15 protein-coding genes are annotated in these 17,931 nt (G+C 72.9%); 7 read left to right on the top strand and 8 right to left on the bottom strand.

Features of this window, described 5'->3' with window-relative positions; genetic code table 11:
- Positions 1-98 precede the first annotated feature (98 nt).
- The 4 genes from ACFCZ1_RS06975 to mgt all read right to left on the bottom strand — a co-directional run bounded on the left by ACFCZ1_RS06975 (position 99) and on the right by mgt (position 3,733).
- On the bottom strand, positions 99-767 hold the full coding sequence (locus ACFCZ1_RS06975) for a DUF4360 domain-containing protein (protein ID WP_376677334.1): 669 nt from the start codon (positions 765-767) through the stop codon (positions 99-101).
- Positions 768-827: 60 nt separating this feature from the next.
- The gene (locus ACFCZ1_RS06970; protein ID WP_376677333.1) at positions 828-1,478 is read right to left on the bottom strand and encodes a DUF4360 domain-containing protein; all 651 of its coding nucleotides are present in this window, start codon (positions 1,476-1,478) and stop codon (positions 828-830) included.
- Positions 1,479-1,745: 267 nt separating this feature from the next.
- Entirely contained in the window at positions 1,746-2,294 is a 549-nt protein-coding gene (locus ACFCZ1_RS06965; RefSeq protein WP_376677332.1) for a DUF1697 domain-containing protein, read from the bottom strand.
- Between the two features lie 236 nt (positions 2,295-2,530).
- Positions 2,531-3,733, bottom strand: a complete 1,203-nt coding sequence (mgt, locus tag ACFCZ1_RS06960; protein WP_376677331.1) for a macrolide-inactivating glycosyltransferase — start codon at positions 3,731-3,733, stop codon at positions 2,531-2,533.
- A gap of 92 nt (positions 3,734-3,825) precedes the next feature.
- Between mgt and ACFCZ1_RS06955 the strand changes: the two genes are divergently transcribed.
- The 4 genes from ACFCZ1_RS06955 to ACFCZ1_RS06940 all read left to right on the top strand — a co-directional run bounded on the left by ACFCZ1_RS06955 (position 3,826) and on the right by ACFCZ1_RS06940 (position 7,836).
- Entirely contained in the window at positions 3,826-4,419 is a 594-nt protein-coding gene (locus ACFCZ1_RS06955) for a TetR/AcrR family transcriptional regulator (protein WP_376677330.1), read from the top strand.
- Entirely contained in the window at positions 4,416-6,245 is a 1,830-nt protein-coding gene (locus tag ACFCZ1_RS06950) for an alpha/beta fold hydrolase (RefSeq protein WP_376677329.1), read from the top strand. Before ACFCZ1_RS06955 ends, ACFCZ1_RS06950 begins: the two co-directional genes overlap by 4 nt.
- A 125-nt stretch (positions 6,246-6,370) precedes the next feature.
- Entirely contained in the window at positions 6,371-7,222 is an 852-nt protein-coding gene (locus ACFCZ1_RS06945) for a phosphotransferase enzyme family protein (RefSeq protein WP_376677328.1), read from the top strand.
- On the top strand, positions 7,222-7,836 hold the full coding sequence (locus tag ACFCZ1_RS06940; protein WP_376677327.1) for a hypothetical protein: 615 nt from the start codon (positions 7,222-7,224) through the stop codon (positions 7,834-7,836). Before ACFCZ1_RS06945 ends, ACFCZ1_RS06940 begins: the two co-directional genes overlap by 1 nt.
- Before the next feature lie 46 nt (positions 7,837-7,882).
- On the opposite strand, the gene ACFCZ1_RS06935 is transcribed toward ACFCZ1_RS06940, so the two are convergent.
- Complete coding sequence (locus tag ACFCZ1_RS06935; RefSeq protein WP_376677326.1) at positions 7,883-8,506, bottom strand: DUF2867 domain-containing protein; 624 nt, start codon at positions 8,504-8,506, stop codon at positions 7,883-7,885.
- A gap of 96 nt (positions 8,507-8,602) precedes the next feature.
- Here ACFCZ1_RS06935 and ACFCZ1_RS06930 point away from each other — a divergent pair, with 96 nt between their 5' ends.
- Entirely contained in the window at positions 8,603-9,163 is a 561-nt protein-coding gene (locus ACFCZ1_RS06930) for a TetR/AcrR family transcriptional regulator (RefSeq protein ID WP_376677325.1), read from the top strand.
- A gap of 119 nt (positions 9,164-9,282) precedes the next feature.
- On the opposite strand, the gene ACFCZ1_RS06925 is transcribed toward ACFCZ1_RS06930, so the two are convergent.
- The gene (locus tag ACFCZ1_RS06925; protein WP_376677324.1) at positions 9,283-10,035 is read right to left on the bottom strand and encodes an exonuclease domain-containing protein; all 753 of its coding nucleotides are present in this window, start codon (positions 10,033-10,035) and stop codon (positions 9,283-9,285) included.
- A 103-nt stretch (positions 10,036-10,138) separates the two neighbouring features.
- A complete protein-coding gene (locus ACFCZ1_RS06920; protein WP_376677323.1) occupies positions 10,139-11,398 on the bottom strand; it encodes an SAV2148 family HEPN domain-containing protein in 1,260 nt (419 codons plus the stop codon).
- Between the two features lie 274 nt (positions 11,399-11,672).
- On the opposite strand from ACFCZ1_RS06920, the gene glgX reads away from it, so the two are divergent.
- Positions 11,673-13,787, top strand: coding sequence for a glycogen debranching protein GlgX (gene glgX / locus ACFCZ1_RS06915; protein WP_376677322.1), 2,115 nt, complete (start codon positions 11,673-11,675; stop codon positions 13,785-13,787).
- Here glgX and ACFCZ1_RS06910 read toward each other — a convergent pair.
- Entirely contained in the window at positions 13,772-15,169 is a 1,398-nt protein-coding gene (locus ACFCZ1_RS06910) for an MFS transporter (RefSeq protein ID WP_376677321.1), read from the bottom strand. The two genes, glgX and ACFCZ1_RS06910, sit on opposite strands and share 16 nt — an antisense overlap.
- 82 nt (positions 15,170-15,251) lie before the next feature.
- On the opposite strand from ACFCZ1_RS06910, the gene treY reads away from it, so the two are divergent.
- Positions 15,252-17,555 carry a malto-oligosyltrehalose synthase gene (gene treY, locus ACFCZ1_RS06905; protein ID WP_376677320.1) on the top strand — a complete coding sequence of 768 codons (2,304 nt, stop codon included), beginning with the start codon at positions 15,252-15,254 and terminating at the stop codon, positions 17,553-17,555.
- Positions 17,556-17,931: the final 376 nt, after the last annotated feature.

The following is a 17,931-nucleotide window of genomic DNA, read 5'->3' as shown; positions in this document are numbered from 1 at the left end:
GGCGCGATCGACCCGATCGTGCCCCGGACCGACGGGACGGGGGACAGCGTCGGGGTCAGCCGGCCACCCAGGACCGGCTCACGGGCGGAAACGACCTCTCAGGGGGTCGGGCACACCTGCCAGGCGAGGTGGTAGAGGGTGCTCACGCTGGCGTCCGTGGAGTCCATGGCCATGAAGCTGGTGGCCGTCTGCGGGTTGGACGTGCCCGCATTCACGCGCAGTTCGGTATTGATGTTGAAGTTGCGTTTCTCTCCGCACGGCGCCCAGACGAGATCGGCATACTCCGTCTTGTCGCTCGACTGCCAGTTGTCGTTGAGCGGCCCGTTGAACTGATGGGTCCGCTGGGAAGTCTGGGGCATTCCCTGGAAGTAGTAGTTCGCCCGTTCCTGACCCCAGGCGCCGGGCTGCAGAAATGCGAATCCGCGGTAGTCCGCCTGGACGATGGCGTAGGTGAAACCAGAAGGTACGTGCACGCGGAGATTGAGCTGGCAGTTCTTGCGGAATGCCGTGGGCGGGGCGCCGGGGCCGACCTGCGCGAGGTATTCACTGTAGGTGACCGTGAAGGCGGTGTTGTCCGGTGCGACGGCCACCTCGGCGGTGCCTTCGCGGCAGCCGGATCCGTTCACCGTGGCGAGCTCGATCACGATCTTGTCCGGCGGAGCCGTGATCAGCGGGCCGGGACCGGCCGCTCCGGCCGGTGTCGCCGTGGCGATCAGCGCGGCGGCCGCGCCGATGGTGAGCAGGGTACGAGACAGGGAATGAGACATCGTTGTCACTCCTGACCATGAGTCGGGTTCCTGCACTCACTCGGTGCCGGACTGCCGGCGTCAGACCGCGGTGCATTCCTTCCACTCGAAGTGGTAGACCGTGCTGACGCTGCCGTCCGTCGAGTCCATGCTCATGAAGCTCAGGGCCTGCGGGTTCGACGTCCCCGCGTAGACGCGCAGTTCGGTGTTGACGTTGAGGTTGCGCTCCTCGCCGCACGGCGCCCAGACCAGGTCGGCGTAGGACGTCTGGTCGCTCGCCTGCCAGTTGTCCGTGTAGGGACCGTTGAACTGATGGGTCGTGCGGGCCGTCTGCGCCGAGCCCTGGAAGTAGTAGTTCGCGCGCTCCTGGCCGAAGGCCCCGCGCTGGAGGTGGGCGAAGCCGCGGTAGTCGGCGCGGGCGATGGCGTAGGTGAACCCCTGGGGCACGTGGATCCGGAGGGCGAGCTGGCAGTTCTTCCGGAACTCGGTACTGCCCGCGTCGGCTCCCGCCTGGGCGAGGTAGTTGCTGTAGGTGACGGTGAAGGCGGTGTTGTCGGAGGCCGCGGCCACGTCCGCGGTCCCCTGCGGACACCCCGAGCCGTTGACTCCGACCACGTCGACCGTAATTCTTCCGGGCGGTGTGGACGCGTCATCGGCCTGCGCGGGTGCGGCCAGGGCCGCGGCCGACAATGCCGCCACGGCCGCGCCGGAAATAAGTCTGCGGAGCAACATCTCGATTTTCTCCATTCGTGCGGACCGGCCCTGAATTGGGCATGCACATGCCATCACGAACGATTGGGACCGGGAAGGGTGTGATACGGCCAACAGCGCCCGGCCGCAATTCTCTGGCCGGTTCCGCGCAAGGCCCCGGCCCCCTCCCCACCCCCTCATCAGCCCGCTCCCGCCGCGCGCGACCACCGCCGGCCGCCCGAGGACCGGGAGAATGACCGGAACCACCCGGAGCGGCCGGTCCGCCGGCGGACCGGGGCGCGCCCCCGCTCAGCCCCGCGTCAGTTCCACGAGCTTCACGACGGTGTTCCAGTTCCGGCTGGTCGCGTCGATGCCCTTGAGGACGGAGGGCCTCAGCAGGACCGGAGCCAGGTCGGAGCGGCCCAGGCCGTTCGGCGTGTAGAGGTAGATGACCCGGTCGCCGAGCCGGTACTCCTCCGGGAGGTACGCCTCCCGGTCGATCGCGGCGAACCGTTCGGCGCCGGGCTGTTCGGAGAGGAAGGTGGCGTGCAGCTGCTTGCCCTCCAGTTCGGCGGCCGGGAAGGGGCAGGCCCCGGCGACGGCCCGCAGGTACGCGCCGTCCGTCACCAGGCACGGCACGGGGAAGCCGAAGTGGTCCTCGATGGCCGCCTCCAGCTCGCGGGCGAGCACCGTCGGGTCCTTCTCCGTGCTGGTGAAGACGGCGTTCCCGCTCTGCAGGTACGTCTGCACGTCGCCGTGGCCGAGCCCCTCCAGCACGGAGCGCAGCTCCGCCATCGGGACCTTCTTGCTCCCGCCGACATTGATGCCGCGCAACAGGGCCGCGTATTTCTTCGCCATGAGGGCACCCTAAGGGTTGCCCCGCGATTCCCGGCGGGCGCACGACATCGGTTGCGGCACCTCGCCGCGTCGTCGGAACCCGCGGTGTACGCCCGGTACGGGGGCGCCCCTCCGCCTTGCGATGCACCGCAGCCGGCGCCGTGCGCCACGCACCGGTGATACCGGCCCACCGGGGACGACGAGACCACCGCGGATGCCGATCCACCGGGGAATGCGGGACGGCCCTCGGGGTCGCCCTACGGCAGTTCGGCCTCGATGAGGTCGGCGGCCCGGCGCGTGCCGCCCTCGGTGGCCATCTGCGCGCGGACGGCTTCCGCGCGCCGGGCGACCTCGGGGTCGGCGAGCAGGCCGAGTACCGCTTCCCGCAGCGTGGCGGCGTCCGCCCGGTCCATCGGGACGTGCCGGGCCACGCCGAGCGCGGCCAGCACGTCGGCGTTGCCGAACTGGTCGACGGCCTGTGGGACGGCGACCATCGGGGTGGCGGTGGCGAGGCCCTCCTGGCTGCCTCCGGCGCCCGCGTGAGTGATGAAGGCGTCGGCCTGCCGCAGGATGTCGAGCTGGGGAACCCACCGGTGGACCTCGACGTTGGCGGGGACCGCGCCGAGGTCCGCCTCGTCGGTGAACTTGCCGATCTGCAGGACGACGTGCCAGTCGGGCAGGTCTCCGAAGGCGTCCGCGCAGGCGCGGTAGAAGGCGGGCTGCCTGGTGAAGGCGGAGCCGAGCGAGACCAGCAGCACCTTCCTGCCTTCGGCCGATTCCGGGCGCTGCCAGCGCCCCTGGGTCGCCGCGCGGTCGCCCTGGCAGGCGCCGACGAAGGTGTACACGGACTCGTCGACGCGGTCGGCGTTCGGCTGGAGCGCCCGGGGGATCAGGACGAGGCTGCGGCGCGGGCGGCTCTGGAAGCGGTCGACCTGGTCGCCGAGGCCGTTCTCGGTCAGCCAGGCCGCGAACCTCGCGTAGTACGCCCGTCCGCGCTCCGACGCCTTCAGTTCGGCGGACATCGGCGCCGCCACCTCCTCCTCGTACCCCTCCCAGGCAACGGAGTTCGGCGAGAGGGAGACGGCGGGCACACCCCAGCGGTGGGCGAGGACGGGTGCCGGGTAGGCGGTGATGTCGTGGATGACGAGGTCCGGTTCGTCGCCCTCGAATGCGGCTGCGAGCTGCGGGAGCGCCTGGACGGCGTCGTCAAGGAAGGGCTCCAGGTTGTCGATGAGCTCGGTGCCCCATGCCTCGGGATCGTCGTCGGTGGGGAGGGTCGAGGTCCAGATCACCGGCGTGGCGCCGGTCTCGGCGATGGTCTCGGCGAAGGCGGCGGGGACGGCGTAGCTGACGCGGTGGCCCCGGGCGACGAGTTCCCGGATCACTTCGATGCTCGGGTTCACGTGCCCGTGGGCGGCGATGGAGAACATGGCGATGTGCGCGGGCTTGACTGAGGTCATGTCCACGACCTTAACGAGACGATACGTCTCGTGCAACGTGGCCGACGCAAGTCGGGCTTCAAAAAATAGGTAGACCGGTCTATTCTTTGGCCATGGTTGGAACCAAGGGCGCCAAGACCCGCTTGCGGCTGGCGGAATCGATGCTGGAACTGATCCAGCGGCACGGATACAGCGGTACGGGACTCAACACGGTGGTGGAGCACGCGGGCGCCCCGAAGGGGTCCCTCTACTTCCACTTCCCTCAGGGCAAGGAGGCCCTCGGAGAGAAGGCCGTCGAACTCGCGGCCGCGCGCTTCGGCTCTCTCGTCGCCGACTCGGCGCAGGACTCGGCCACGCCGGGTGAGCTGCTGCGCCGGGTGATCGACGAACTGGCCGGGATGCTCGACGACAGCGGTTTCCAGCTGGGATGCCCGGTCTCGGTGGTGACGCTGGAGATGGGTGCGCAGAGCGAACGGCTGCGAGACGCCTGCGCCAACGCCTTCGAATCGTGGATCGCGCCGGTGAGTGAGCTGCTCGTCGCCCACGGCCGTCCTCGTCCCACGGCGCGTGTCCTGGCGACCGCCGTGGTCAGCATGGTGGAGGGAGCGGTGATCGTGTCGCGGGCCCAGCGGTCAACCGAGCCGCTGTACTGCGCCGCCCAGGCGATCACCGTGCTGCTGGAGCAGGGTACGGAGGACTCGGCATGAGCCTGGAGAACCGGCACGCACTGGTGCTGGGCGCGAGCGGCTTCATCGGGCGCCACGTGGTGCTCGCGCTCGGCCGGGCCGGCGTTCGAGTGAGCACGGCCAGCCGGAGCCGTGAGTCCTACCAGCAGCTGGCCCGGTGGCTGGCAGGGCGCGGGCACGACCGGGTCCCGGCCGACCTCCGGGTCGATTTCACCAAGGCGTCACTGATCGAGGGCGACTGCGACGACATCACCGAGATCTACAACTGCGCCGGTGCCTTCCGGTTCGGGATGTCGGTGGACGAGGCACGTCGCGCCAACGTCGACAGCGTCCGCACGGTCGTCGCGTTCGCGGCGCGGCTGCCGAACCTGCGCCGCCTGGTTCAGGTCTCCGGGTACCGCGTGAGCGGGCAGGACCCCGCCCCGTGGAGCGAAGAGCACCGACGCGAAACCTACCGGGCGCTGGGCGCCTACGAGGCGTCCAGGGTCGAGGCGGACGCCGTCTTCCAGCACCTGGCAGCGCAGTTGGGCGTTCCGTGGTCCATCGTCAACCCGGCCAGCGTCATCGGGGACAGCGCCACCGGGGAGTCCGACCAGCACCTGGGACTCGCCTCCAACGTGAAAGACCTCTGGCAGGGCTCACTTCCCGCGCTACCGGGCAATGGGCGAACCTTCGTCCCCGTGGTCGCGGCCGACCACCTCGCCCGGTTCATGACCCTGCTGCCGATGGACGCGGCCACCCGGGGCACCGCGTACTGGCTGCTGGATGACGACACGCCCGCGCTGCCCGACCTGCTCACGCTCATAGCGGAGCACTACGGCGTCAAGGCACCCCGGACACGGGTGCCGGTGCCCCTGCTCAAACGGCTTCCCCGCCGGCTCACCAAGGCCGATCCGGAGACCCTGACGTTCCTGTCGACCGACCGCTACCCGACCGACTCGGCCCGCGCCCTCGCCGCCCGGCACCGGCTGACCATGCCGGACACCGCCACGACGATCCGCCGCTGGGCCGACCACCTGGCAGCCCACCGCTTCGGCGACGCGCCCGCAGGGGACAGACGGTTCACCTGGCCGGGCGGAATACGGACGTTCGAACTGGGTGAGGCGGGCGCACCCACGGTGGTGCTGCCCGGTCTGCCGGTCAACGCCGATACCTGGGCACCGGTCGTCGCAGCGGTCGGGCACGCCCGCGCCGTCGACCTGCCGGGCCTGGGCATGAGCACGGGGCGCCGCGACGACTGGCCGTCCTGGCTGACCGCACTGGTGACCGAGACCGGTGCCCGTCACCTGGTGGGCCACTCCATCGGAGCCGCGGCCGCCGTCGAGGCCGCGACCGCCCACCCCGACGCGGTGGATCAGCTCACACTGGTATCACCGTTCTTCCTGCAGGCGCATCCGCCCCGCACCGCCACGTGGACGCTCCTGACCCGCCGGCACCTGAGCCGGACGACTCCCACGGCGCTGGCCGAGCGACTGACCGGCGCCACGGGCCACGCGACCGCGCTCCGATCGGCTGTCGCGGATCTTCGCCGCAGCACCGTCGCGGCCACCACCGCCCGGCTCCTGGCCGCCACCGGGAACGCACGGTGGCGAGCAGACCTCCGGGCCCAGCTGCAGCGCTACCCGGGGCGCGTCCACATCGTCATCGGCTCCCACGATCCGCTCACCGTTGAGGCACGGTCCCTGCTGGACAGCCTCCCGCACGCCACCGTGACAGTGATCGCCGGTGCGGGGCACCATCCCCAGCTGACACACCCGGAAGACGTCGCTCAGGCCATCGGTGAGCAGAACACCTCTCCGGGCCCGGGCCCGGGCCCGCAGGCAGAATCCGGCGTCGGGGCGGTATGACCTCCGCTTCCTCACCTCGCCCCGGACGAGGCGGCGGGCGGCGCAGGGCCTGATGCCGCGTCAACGCGCCGCACGCCCGGATGGGAGACTTGGCGCATTCACGACGATCCGGATCCGGAGAAGACATGGACGAGGCGCGGGCCAGGGACGTACTGGCGCAGGCCGGCCTGGGCGGCGGCGCCCTGCTGGCCCTGGGCGAGAACGCGGTCTTCGCGGTCGGGGACCTCGTGGTGAAGGTGGGCCGCGCGGACCCGGCGCTGCTCGGCCGGGCCGAGCGCGAACTGGCCGTCGCGCACTGGCTGGCGGGGGCCGGGGTCCCGGCGGTCCGCGCCGCCGAACCGGAGGCGCGGCTGGTGGGCGGGCACCCGCTGACGCTGTGGCACCGGCTCCCGGGCGCGGTGCGCCCCGCGGGCCCCGAGGACCTCGCCGTACTGCTTCGGCGGCTCCACGCCCTGCCCGCGCCGCCGTTCCCACTGGCCGCGCGGGATCTGCTGGGCGGCGTCGAACGCTGGCTCCGGCTGGCCGGGGACGCCATCGACCCTGCGGACGCCGCGTACCTGCGGGACCGCCGCGACGCCTGTGCCGGTGAGGTCGCCGGGCTCGTGCCGCACCTGCCCCCGGGCCCGATCCACGGCGACGCCCTGCCCCGCAACGTGCACGTCGGCCCGGACGGCCCGGTCCTGGTCGACCTGGAGACCGTATCGGCCGACCTGCGCGAACACGACCTGGTGGTGATGGCCCTCTCGCGCGACCGGTACGGCCTGCCCGCCGAGTCCTACGAGGCGTTCGTGGCGGCGTACGGCTGGGACGTCCGCGACTGGGAGGGCTGTTCGGTGCTGCGCGGCGCCCGGGAGACGGCCAGCTGCGCCTGGGTCTCCCAGCACGCCCCCACCAATCCAAAGGCCCTGGCCGAATTCCGCCGCCGGGTGGACTCCCTGCGCGAGGGCGACGGGGAAGCGCGCTGGAGCCCGTTCTGATGATGCTGCCGCTGACCGTCCACCGGGCCCGCCTCGGCGCGGACGAGTTCAAGGTCATCCGTCCGGCCCGGCCGCCGCGGCGCGCGGCGCTCCTCGACGGCGCCTGGTACCTGAACGCCTACGTCGACCAGGAGGCCGCCCGGCTCGTTTCCGGGCTGTGGACCCTGGCCGCCTCCTCGCCGCGCTCGCTGATCCACCTGCCGCTGCGTGGCTCCCGCCCGGACGCCGCGCCACGCGGGCTCGACCTCGTCCTGCTCCACCACTCGCTCCAGTTCGCGCCGTCGCGCTGGAAGGAGCTGCGAGGACGGCTCGGCCCGGGCCGGCGGCGCAGCGTCGACCTGTCCGTCCGGGAGCCCGGCACCGGCCCCGCGTCCCTGCGGCACGCGGACAACCTCGACGTGTTCCGCCAGCACCTCCACGCCGAGACCCTGTTCGTGACGGGCAGCGCCAAGGTGTTCCGTGAGACCGCCGGCGTGTGGCGCCGGGTGGCCGAGGACGGCCCGGGCCACGTCCGCGACGGCTCCCGCCACGGGCACTGCTGCGCGCAGGTGCGCGGCGGCGACGCCCGGGCCCGGGACATCCACGTCGAGTACACCGACGAGTGGGCGGAGTAGGCCCGCCCGCCGGAGCCGGTCAGCCCCCCGCGCCGGCCGGAGCCGGTCAGCCCCCCGCGCCGGCCGCGCCCGCCGAGCCCGCGGCCCTTTGCCCGGCGCGCGCCCGCCACTCGCTGCCGATCTCCCGGATCAGCGCCGGATAGACCCCCAGGTACCGGAAGGGCTTGATGCCCAGCATGTACAGGGCGCCGAGCCGCCCGTTGGGCTTCACCAGGACGGCCATTTGACCGCGGTAGCCGCCCGCCCCGTCCGGGACCCAGCCGATGTGCATCACCCCGTGCACGGTCCGGTTGCCCATCTCCGCCGCCCACTCGTCGTGTGTCTGGAAGACGGAGGTGAACGGAGCCGCCGTCAGGTCCGGCCCCTTGGGGCCCTCGCGGAGGTCCGCCGGAAGCCGGCCGCGCAGCGAGGTCAGCCGGCCGCCGACACCTCCGTCGGGCTTGTCCCAGCCGAACAGCGCCCCGAGCTTCCAGCGGATCGCGAAGAGGGCGCGCGCCACCGGGGAGTCGATCGGCTCCCCCTTGCCCTGCGCGAACTGGTCCACGAGATGGGCGAGGTCGTCGGGACCGCCTGGTGTGGGCAGCGCCCACACGTCCTCGACCTGGAAGTCGCCGGCGATCTCGTGGATGCGCCAGGGACGGGAGGTGTGCGCGGTTTTCGGGAGTCTCATGAGCAAGCCCCTATCTATACGATGCCGTATAGAAGAAGGCTAGCACCCGTCTATACGGCACCGTATAGACGGGGGATACGTGAGCGGAGACACATCATGGGCACGACGCGCACGCCTCGCGGCGCCTGGATCGAGGAGGGGCTGCGGGCGCTGGCCGCCGGGGGCCCGGAGGCCGTCCGCATCGAGTCGCTCGCGCAGGCGCTCGGCGTCAGCAAGGGCGGCTTCTACGGGTACTTCGGCAACCGGGGCGCGCTGCTCAACGAGATGCTCGACACGTGGGAACGCGAGGTCACCGAGGCCGTGATCGATCGGGTCGAGAGCGGCGGCGGGGACGCCCGGACGAAACTGGACCGGCTCTTCACGATCGTCGCCTCGTACGGGGACAAGCCGATGACGGGCGTGGCGGTCGACCTCGCGATCCGCGACTGGGCCCGGCGCGACGAGGCCGTCGCGCAGCGGCTCCGGCGTGCCGACAACCGGCGGATGGATTATCTGCGTTCGCTGTTCGGCGAGTTCTGCCCCGACGAGGACGAGGTGGAGGTCCGCTGCATGCTCACCTTCTCCGTGCGGATCGGCAGCTACGTCGTCGCCGCCGACCACGGCGGCCGCAGCCGCGCGGAGGTCATGGAGCTGATCAGGAACCGGCTCCTGCGCTAATGCTGTGACCGGCAAGGTCCACCGGGTCGCGGCCCGCGGCGTCCGGTGCCGTGCACCGCGGGCCGAACGCCCGTCGGCCGCGTCACCAACCTGCCCGGACAGCCCTCGGGCCCGTGCGGTCAGGCGCTCGCCGGGACGAGACCCCTCAGCGGCCAAGCGGTGTCGATCACCGCGTCCGGGGTGCCCTGGCGGCGCAGGTAGGACTGGAAGTCCCGGGCCCAGCGGGCGTGCCAGGTGCCCTGGCGGGCGTGCAGGTCGGCCGGGGTGAGCGCGGCCACCTCGGGGTGGCGCGCGGCTATCGCGCGGGCCACCTCCACCGCCGCCAGGGCGTCGGCCCCGGCGTCGTGCGCGTCGTCGAGGGTGACCCCGTACACCCCGCAGACCGCCTCCAGGGTCCGCTTGCCGCGCCGGTAGCGGTCGACGGCCCGGTCGATGGTCAGCGGGTCCACCACCGGCCCGGTCTCTCCCCCGGGCTGCGCCGGGGGCACCGCCACCCCGCCCAGCCGCTCGGCCAGCGACGGCAGTCCGTGCCGTGCCAGCTCCGCGGAGAGCAGGGTGAGGTCGAAGGCCGCGTTGTACGCGACGACGACCGCGCCGCTGCGCCAGTGCCCGACCAGCACCTGGGCGACCTCGTCCGCGACCTCCCGCACCGGGCGGCCTTCGGCGACCGCCCGCTCGGTGCTGATCCCGTGGATCGCGGCGGCCTCGTCCGGGATCGGTATCCCCGGATCCGCGAGCCAGCCGCGCCGCCCGCGCACCTCCCCGCCCCGCACCTCGACCACCGCCGCCGTCACGATCCGCGACTCCCCCGGCTCCGTGCCGGTCGTCTCCAGGTCGAACCCGATCAGCACACCGCCGTACCAGTCCCCCATCACGCGCTTTCCCCCCGTACACCGTCGGTCAACGGCTTTCAGCGTGCCACGGGCCACTGACAAGCCGTCCGCCGGGTCGGGGCCGCGGCTCGGGCCCGGCCCCTCACGACACCGGCCGGGAGTCCTCCCACACCGATTCGAATTCCTCGCGGTACGTCGTGAACAGTCCGTGGTCGGCGTCCTTCGGGACGCCGCGGCCGCCGCCGCGCAGGACCAGGACCGGGGATTCCATGCCGCGCGCCCGCCGCAGGTAGGACTGGACGACCGCGATGCCCGAGGACTGTCCCTCCACCAGATAGGCGGTGAAGCGCGGGGTTTCGTCGAAGACGTGGATCTCGAAGCGCGAGGGGTCGTGCAGGCCCGCCCGGACCCGGCGGACGTGCAGGATGTTCATCTCCACCGAGCGGCTCAGCTCGCCCTTGCGCAGCCCGAGCTCCCGTTCGCGCCGCTTGACCGCGCTGCTCGCCGGGTTCAGGAACAGCAGCCGCACCCGGCAGCCGGACTCCGTGAGCCGGACGAGTCTTCGGCCCGAGAAGTTCTGGACCAGCAGGTTGAGCCCTATGCCGATGGCGTCGAGCCGCCGCGCGCCCCCGAAGAGGTCTTCCGCCGGAAGCTGGCGCTGCAGCCGCACCCGGTCGGGGTGGACCGAGATGACGTCCGCGTACCGGTCCCCCACCAGGTCCTCGACGGCGTCGATCGGCAGCCGGTCCGCCGACGGGCTGCCCGAGACCCCGCCCAGCACCTCCAGCAGCCGGGCCGAGGCCCGCTCGGCCTGTTCCAGTACCGGCCGGGACAGCGCCCGGTTGCGGGAGACGACGTTCCGGGTGACCTCCAGCTCGTCCAGCGCGAGCTCGATCTCGCGCCGGTCGTCGAAGTACGGTTCGAAGCAGGGCCAGTGCTGGACCATCAGCTCCCGCAGCTGGGGGAGCGTCAGGAAGCTCAGCACGTTGTCGTCGGCCGAGTCGAGCAGATAACCCTTGCGCCGGCTGACCTCGCGCACGGCCACGGCCCGCTGCACCCACTCCTGCCCGGCGGGCCCGGCGGCGGCGACGACCCAGTCGTCCCCTCCGTGCACCGGCTCGTAGACCGGCCGCAGCACCGCGCCGACCACCGACCGCAGCCGCTGTTCGATGAGATTCAGCCAGATGTACGCACGACCCGCCCGCTGCGCCCGCGTGCGGACCTCGCTCCAGGCCTCCGCGCCCCAGTCCAGCTCGGCGCCGGCCCGCGCGCTCCCGGTCGCCTGCGGGGCCAGCGACACCGCCCCGGCCGGCACTCCTGCGGGTGTCGCCCCTGCGGCGTCCGCTGGGCCGCCCTCGTGACCGTTGTCACCAGGGGGCAGCTCCAGACCTCCCGAGCTCACCCGTGCACCGCCTTCTGCGTCTGGACGCCCGTCTCCAGTGATCACGGAAGGGTACTCCGCGCGCGCGACCCGGTGCAGCCCGATGGCCCTTACAGCGACCGCCCGTTGACCCATTATCCGATGCCCGGACAGTCGGCCGAGCAGCAAATCAGCTCTGCGGGTCACCCGGAGGGACCAACCCAAGTTCACGCGTGAGAGCCCTCTTTCGGGGAAGATCTGGCAGTGACGTGGTCCAGCCGGATCAGCCGGAGCATGATGGGAAGAGTCGTTATCTATGCAGGTCTGGCCGGGACAGGCGTATCCGCTCGGTGCCACTTACGACGGCGCCGGCACCAACTTCGCGGTCTACTCCGAGGCCGCCCGCCGCATCGAGCTGTGCCTCCTCCACGACGACGGCTCGGAGACCGCCGTGGAGCTGCGCGAGACGGACGCCTTCGTCCGGCACGCGTACCTGCCCGGCGTCATGCCGGGCCAGCGCTACGGGTTCCGCGTCCACGGCGCGTACGCCCCGGAGCGCGGCAAGCGCTGCAACGCGGCGAAGCTCCTGCTGGACCCGTACGCGCGGGCGATCAGCGGCAGCGTGGACTGGGCCGAGGCGGTGTACGGCTACCACTTCGGCCGGCCCGACTCCCGCAACGACCTGGACTCGGCCCCGCACACCATGAGCTCGGTCGTGGTGAACCCGTACTTCGACTGGGCCAATGACCGGCCGCCGCGCCACGAGTACCACCACACGGTGCTCTACGAGGCCCACGTCAAGGGTCTGACGATGAGGCATCCGGACCTCCCCGAGGAGCTGCGCGGCACGTACGGGGCGCTCGCGCACCCGGCGGTCATCGGGCACCTGGCCAAGCTCGGGGTGACGGCGCTGGAGCTGATGCCGGTGCACCAGTTCGTCAACGACCACCGGCTGGTCAACGACGGACTGAGCAACTACTGGGGCTACAACACCATCGGCTTCTTCGCCCCGCACAACGGCTACGCCTCGGGTGACCGCGGCCAGCAGGTGCTGGAGTTCAAGTCGGCGGTCCGGGCGCTGCACGAGGCCGGGATCGAGGTGATCCTCGACGTGGTCTACAACCACACCGCCGAGGGGAACCACCTGGGCCCGACGCTGTCCTTCCGCGGGCTGGACAACGCCTCGTACTACCGGCTGGCGGACGACCCCCGGCACTACATGGACACCACCGGGACCGGGAACTCGCTCCTGATGCGCTCCCCCCACGTGCTCCAGCTGATCATGGACTCGCTGCGCTACTGGGTCACCGAGATGCACGTGGACGGCTTCCGCTTCGACCTGGCGGCGACGCTGGCGCGCCAGTTCCACGAGGTGGACCGGCTGTCGTCGTTCTTCGACCTGGTCCAGCAGGATCCGGTGGTCAGCCAGGTGAAGCTGATCGCCGAGCCCTGGGACCTGGGCGAGGGCGGCTACCAGGTGGGCAACTTCCCGCCGCTGTGGACCGAGTGGAACGGCAAGTACCGCGACACCGTACGGGACTTGTGGCGCGGGCAGCCGCGCACGCTGGCGGAGTTCGCGGGGCGGCTGACGGGCTCCTCGGACCTCTACCAGGACGACGGGCGGCGGCCGCTGGCCTCCATCAACTTCACCACCTGCCATGACGGTTTCACCCTGAACGACCTGGTCTCCTACAACGAGAAGCACAACGAGGCCAACCGGGAGGGCAACCGGGACGGCGAGACCCACAACCGCTCGTGGAACTGCGGGGTGGAGGGACCGACCGAGGACCCGGAGGTCCTGGAGCTGCGCGAGCGCCAGATGCGCAACTTCACGGCGACGCTCATGCTGTCGCAGGGCGTGCCGATGCTCAGCCACGGCGACGAGTTCGCGCGCTCGCAGGACGGCAACAACAACGCGTACTGCCAGGACAACGAGCTGTCCTGGGTGCGCTGGCCGGAGCCGGGCAAACCGGCACCCGCGCTGCTGGAGTTCACCCGGCGGATGGTGTGGCTGCGCCGTGACCACCCGGTCTTCCGGAGGCGGCGGTTCTTCCACGGGCGGCCGGTGGAGGGCACGCACGACGAGCTCTCCGACATCGCCTGGTTCACCCCGCACGGCGAGGAGATGCGGGCCCGCGACTGGCAGGCGCAGCACGCGCGGGCGCTGACGGTGTTCCTGAACGGGGAGGCGATCTCCGAGCCGGGCAGCCGCGGGGAGCGGATCACCGACGACTCGTTCCTGCTGATGTTCAACGCGGGCGCCGACCCCCAGGACTTCACCGTTCCGGCGGGGCACGGGGCGCAGTGGCGCCTGGTGGTGGACACCGCCCGTCCGGACGTGCTGCCACCCGGCACGGGGCCGCAGTATGCGGCCGGGGACCGGGTGGCGCTGGCGGGACGGTGCCTGGTGCTGCTTCAGCGCCCGGCGTAGGCGCCGTTCCCGTCGACGGCGGGGGCCTTCCCGGGCTCCGCGGACCTCGCGGGCTCCCCGGCCTCGCCAGCCTCCCCCGTCTCCCCCGTCTCGCCGGTCGCCCCGTCGGCCGCGGCGGCGGTCTGCCGCACGGGTACGGGCGCCTCGGCGCGGGCGCCGGCGGACGGCACGCGGGTCACGAGGGCGAGGCTCAGGGCCAGCGCGGCCGCCCCCACGGCCACGGAGAAGGCTCCGGCGGGCCCGTACCACTCGGCGAGCCGCCCGGAGACGGCGAGCGCGACGGCCTGGCCTGCGACCAGCGAGCTGGCGGCGAAGGCCATCGCCTCGGCGAGCCGGGCCGGTTCCACGACGCGCTCGGTGAGCGCGAAGGCGGTGATCAGGTGCGGTGCGTAGGCCGCCCCGAGCACGGTGACGACCGCGTACAGCGGCCACAGAGCGTCGGTCGCCAGCAGCGGCACGGACAGGAGCAGCGCGGCACCCGTGGCGGCCCGCCAGCGCAGCCGCAGCCCGAAGCGGGCGGGCAGCGCGCCGAGTGCGAGGCCCACGGCGGCACTGACGACGCCCATGGCCGCATACACGATCCCGGCCTGGCCGGGGACGCCCAACCGCGCGGTGAGCGAGGCGATTCCGGCCTGGCAGGCTCCGAACATCGCGCTCTGGAGGGCGAGCGAGCCGCGGACGGCGTGGACCACGCGCGGCTGCCCGACACGGTTCCCCTTCACGCGTGCCCGCGCGCGCCGCCGGTCCCCCGGACCCCGTCCGGGGGTGCCCCCGGCGACGGCGGCGGTCGGGTGCAGCGCGTAGGCGGTACCGAAGACGGCGACGAGTCCGGCCGCGCCGCCGAGGGCGACGGCAGGGTGCGCGACGAGCGCGGCGAGGCCCACGACGGCGGGTCCGAGGACGAACGAGACCTCGTCCAGGGTGCCTTCGAGCGAGTGAACGGCGCCCACCACGCCCTCGTCGGACCCGGCGCGGTGCGCCAGGGCCACGGAGCGGGTCCGGGCTAGCGGCCCGATCAGCGGTACGGAGGCGCCGGTGACGGCGCCGATCGCGGCGAGCGGGACGGTGTCGAGGCGTCCCAGGGCGCCGGCGACGAGGGCGGCGGTCGCGACGGCGTTGACGGCCGCCGCGCCGAGCACGACCGGCCGCTGCCCGTGGCGGTCGGCGAGCCGGCCCAGGACGGGGCCGAAGACCACCTGTCCGGCGGAGAGGGTGCCGCCGACGATGCCGGCGGTGGCGAGGGAGCCGCTGGTCTGGACGACCAGCAGGACGCTTCCGAACTGGGACATCGCGACGGGCAGTCGGGCGAGGAAGGAGACGAGCGGGAGTAGGGGCCCGGTCAGGGCTATGACTCTTCGATAGGTGTTGACGGTTCCAGCCACTCGAGCAACGCTAACCAGGTGCGGTCACCCGGATGCATGGGGTAATGGCACGGAATCCGGCAGGCTGGGTACGTACGTTCTCATGAGCCAGCCGCAGTCAAGCATCCCAGCGGAATCTGATGTTCCGACACCTGTCACTCCGGCGTCGACCTACCGTCTCCAATTGCGTCCGGAGTTCCCCTTCGCGGCGGCAGAGGCGGCCGTGCCGCACTTCGCCTCGCTCGGCGTGTCACACCTGCACCTGTCCCCCGTGCTGGAGGCGGTGCCCGGCTCGGCGCACGGGTACGACGTCACCGACCACTCCCGGGTCCGCGAGGAGCTGGGCGGCGAGAGCGGGCTGCGCTCGCTCGGCGCGGCCGCCCGGGCGCACGGAATGGGCCTGGTGCTCGACATCGTGCCCAATCACATGGCGGTGCCCGCGCCCCTGCGGCTGAACCGGCCGCTGTGGGAGGTCCTGCGGGACGGGCCACGGTCGCCGTTCGCGCGCTGGTTCGACATCGACTGGGAGGCGGGCGGCGGCCAGGTGCTGCTGCCGGTGCTCGCCGGGCCCGTGGAGTCCTGCGACCTGCGGGCCGACGGCGAGGTGTTGCGCTACGGGGAGCAGGAGTTCCCGCTGCGGGAGGGCACCGCGGGGCTCGGGCTGCCCGAACTGCTGGCCGCGCAGTGGTACCGGCCGGCCTGGTGGCGGGAGGCCCGGACGCACCTCAACTACCGGCGTTTCTTCACCATTTCGGATCTGATCGGGGTTCGGGTGGAGGACCCGGAGGTCTTCACCGCCACCCATGCGAAGGTGCTGGAGCTGGTCCGGGACGGGGTGGCCGAGGGGCTGCGGATCGACCACGTGGACGGACTGGCGGACCCGGAGGGGTACCTGCGGCGGCTGCGCGCGGCGGCGGGACCGCACTGCTGGGTGGTGGTGGAGAAGATCCTGGCCCGCCACGAGCGGCTGCCGCCCGCGTGGCCGGTGGCGGGGACCACCGGGTACGACGCGCTCTACCGGGTGGACGGGGTGTTCACCGACCCGGCGGGCGCCACCGAACTGGCCCGGCGCTACGAGGAGTCGACGGGATCCCCGGAGTGGGCGCGGACGGCGGAGGCATGCGCGCGGGAGGTGCTGACCGGTGACCTGGCCGCCGAGCTGGCCACGCTGGAGCGGCAGGCTGGCCCGGAACGAGCGCCCGCGGTACGGGAGTTGCTGATCGCCTATCCGGTCTACCGGCCGTATCCCGGCGATGACGGGCCCGATCCGCGGGCCCTGGAGCGGGCGGCCGCGGCGGCCGGGCCGGCCGCGGTGGCCGGCGTACGGGAGCTGCTGCTGCGCGATCCCGCCTTCGCGGCCCGCTTCGCCCAGACCTCGGCCGCGCTGCGCGCCAAGTCCCTGGAGGACCGGGCCTTCTACCGGTACGCGCCCCTGCTGTCCGCCACCGAGGTCGGCGGGGACCCGGGGCGGCCGGCGGTGCCGGCCGAGGAGTTCCACGCGTACTGCGCACGCCTGGACCGGGACTGGCCCAGGTCCGGGACGGTTCTGTCCACGCACGACACCAAGCGCAGTGCGGACGTCCGGGCCCGGATCTCGGTGCTGTCGCAGGCGCCGGGGCCGATGGACGGGGTCGGTGGCCCGGATCCCCGGCTGGCGTGGACGGCCCGGCAGACCGCGCTGGGCCTCGGGGAGGTCCCGCAGGCCGCGCCCCGGCTGGCCGAGGCGCTGCTCAAGGGGGTCCGCGAGGCCGCCCTGCGCACCAGTTGGACGGACCGGGACGAGGGCTACGAGGCGAGCGTGGCCGGTTACGCCCCCGGTCCGCTCGACCTGCCGGCGGACCTCGCGGAGGCGGCCCGCGCCAATCTTCTGGGCATGACGCTGCTGCACCTGGCGATGCCCGGGGTCCCGGAGGTCTACCAGGGCGCCGAGACCGAGTTCCGGGCGCTGGTGGACCCGGACAACCGGCGCCCGGTGCGCTTCCCCCGGGAGGCACTGGCCCGGCTGGACGCGGGGTCCGCCCCGCACGGGCCGGCCGAGGAGAAGCTGGCGCTGACGGCCGCCCTGCTGCGGCTGCGCCGGGACCGGCCCGGGCTGTTCACCGGTTACGCCCCGCTGCCGGCCCGGGGCGCGGCGGCCGAGCACTGTCTGGCCTTCGCCCGCTCGCCCGGCCTGGTGGCGGTGGCCACCCGCCTCTCGCGCCGGCTGGCGGACTCGGGGGGCTGGCGCGGGACCGCCCTGCCGCTGCCACCGGGCCGGTGGACCCCGCTGCCGGGCCTGCCCGGCGGACGGGGGAAGGCGGACGGCAGCACATCAGGGAGCACGTACGGGCTCGTCTACGAGGGCGAGGCGGACCTGGCGGGTCTGCTGGCACTCTCGCCCGTGGGGGTCCTGCTGCGCGACGAGTAGGCCCTGTCGTCAAAGCAGCGCCTGGCCCGCGAAGGCCGCCGCCGCACCGGTCGGCGGGACCGGGAGAAGGCGTCCAGGGGCCGGTGCCGCGGCCGGTCGGCCGGGGAGAGCGGTGCGCAGCCCTTCCCCGAGGACGCCGGACGATGCGCCGGGGGACGGGTGCACGGGCAGGGCGGCGCGGGTGGAGGGACGGCGCGGTGGAGGGGCGGCGCGGTGAGAAGGGCACGGTGGAGGGACGGCGCGGGGCGGGGGTGGACGGGTGCCCGGGGTGCACCTGGCCGGGACGCCGGGCCGGGCTGGTGCGGCCCGCCACGTGTCCGCCCGCCCGACGCTGTCCGCGGCGGTGGGCGAGGGCCTCCTGACCCTGTCGGGCCGC

It is taken from the genome of Streptomyces sp. NPDC056224, assembly GCF_042267665.1.
GTDB lineage: Bacteria > Actinomycetota > Actinomycetes > Streptomycetales > Streptomycetaceae > Streptomyces.
The sequence above is the reverse complement of the archived record's forward strand: the minus strand, read 5'-3'. Positions and strand labels throughout refer to the sequence as shown.

What these genes read in the sequence shown, in the direction of transcription:
- ACFCZ1_RS06975 (WP_376677334.1), bottom strand. Translation starts at nt 767, where the DNA reads ATGTCTCATTCCCTGTCTCGTACCCTGCTCACCATCGGCGCGGCCGCC.
- ACFCZ1_RS06970 (WP_376677333.1), bottom strand. Translation starts at nt 1,478, where the DNA reads ATGTTGCTCCGCAGACTTATTTCCGGCGCGGCCGTGGCGGCATTGTCG.
- ACFCZ1_RS06965 (WP_376677332.1), bottom strand. Translation starts at nt 2,294, where the DNA reads ATGGCGAAGAAATACGCGGCCCTGTTGCGCGGCATCAATGTCGGCGGG.
- mgt (WP_376677331.1), bottom strand. Translation starts at nt 3,733, where the DNA reads ATGACCTCAGTCAAGCCCGCGCACATCGCCATGTTCTCCATCGCCGCC.
- ACFCZ1_RS06955 (WP_376677330.1), top strand. Translation starts at nt 3,826, where the DNA reads ATGGTTGGAACCAAGGGCGCCAAGACCCGCTTGCGGCTGGCGGAATCG.
- ACFCZ1_RS06950 (WP_376677329.1), top strand. Translation starts at nt 4,416, where the DNA reads ATGAGCCTGGAGAACCGGCACGCACTGGTGCTGGGCGCGAGCGGCTTC.
- ACFCZ1_RS06945 (WP_376677328.1), top strand. Translation starts at nt 6,371, where the DNA reads ATGGACGAGGCGCGGGCCAGGGACGTACTGGCGCAGGCCGGCCTGGGC.
- ACFCZ1_RS06940 (WP_376677327.1), top strand. Translation starts at nt 7,222, where the DNA reads ATGATGCTGCCGCTGACCGTCCACCGGGCCCGCCTCGGCGCGGACGAG.
- ACFCZ1_RS06935 (WP_376677326.1), bottom strand. Translation starts at nt 8,506, where the DNA reads ATGAGACTCCCGAAAACCGCGCACACCTCCCGTCCCTGGCGCATCCAC.
- ACFCZ1_RS06930 (WP_376677325.1), top strand. Translation starts at nt 8,603, where the DNA reads ATGGGCACGACGCGCACGCCTCGCGGCGCCTGGATCGAGGAGGGGCTG.
- ACFCZ1_RS06925 (WP_376677324.1), bottom strand. Translation starts at nt 10,035, where the DNA reads ATGGGGGACTGGTACGGCGGTGTGCTGATCGGGTTCGACCTGGAGACG.
- glgX (WP_376677322.1), top strand. Translation starts at nt 11,673, where the DNA reads ATGCAGGTCTGGCCGGGACAGGCGTATCCGCTCGGTGCCACTTACGAC.
- treY (WP_376677320.1), top strand. Translation starts at nt 15,252, where the DNA reads ATGAGCCAGCCGCAGTCAAGCATCCCAGCGGAATCTGATGTTCCGACA.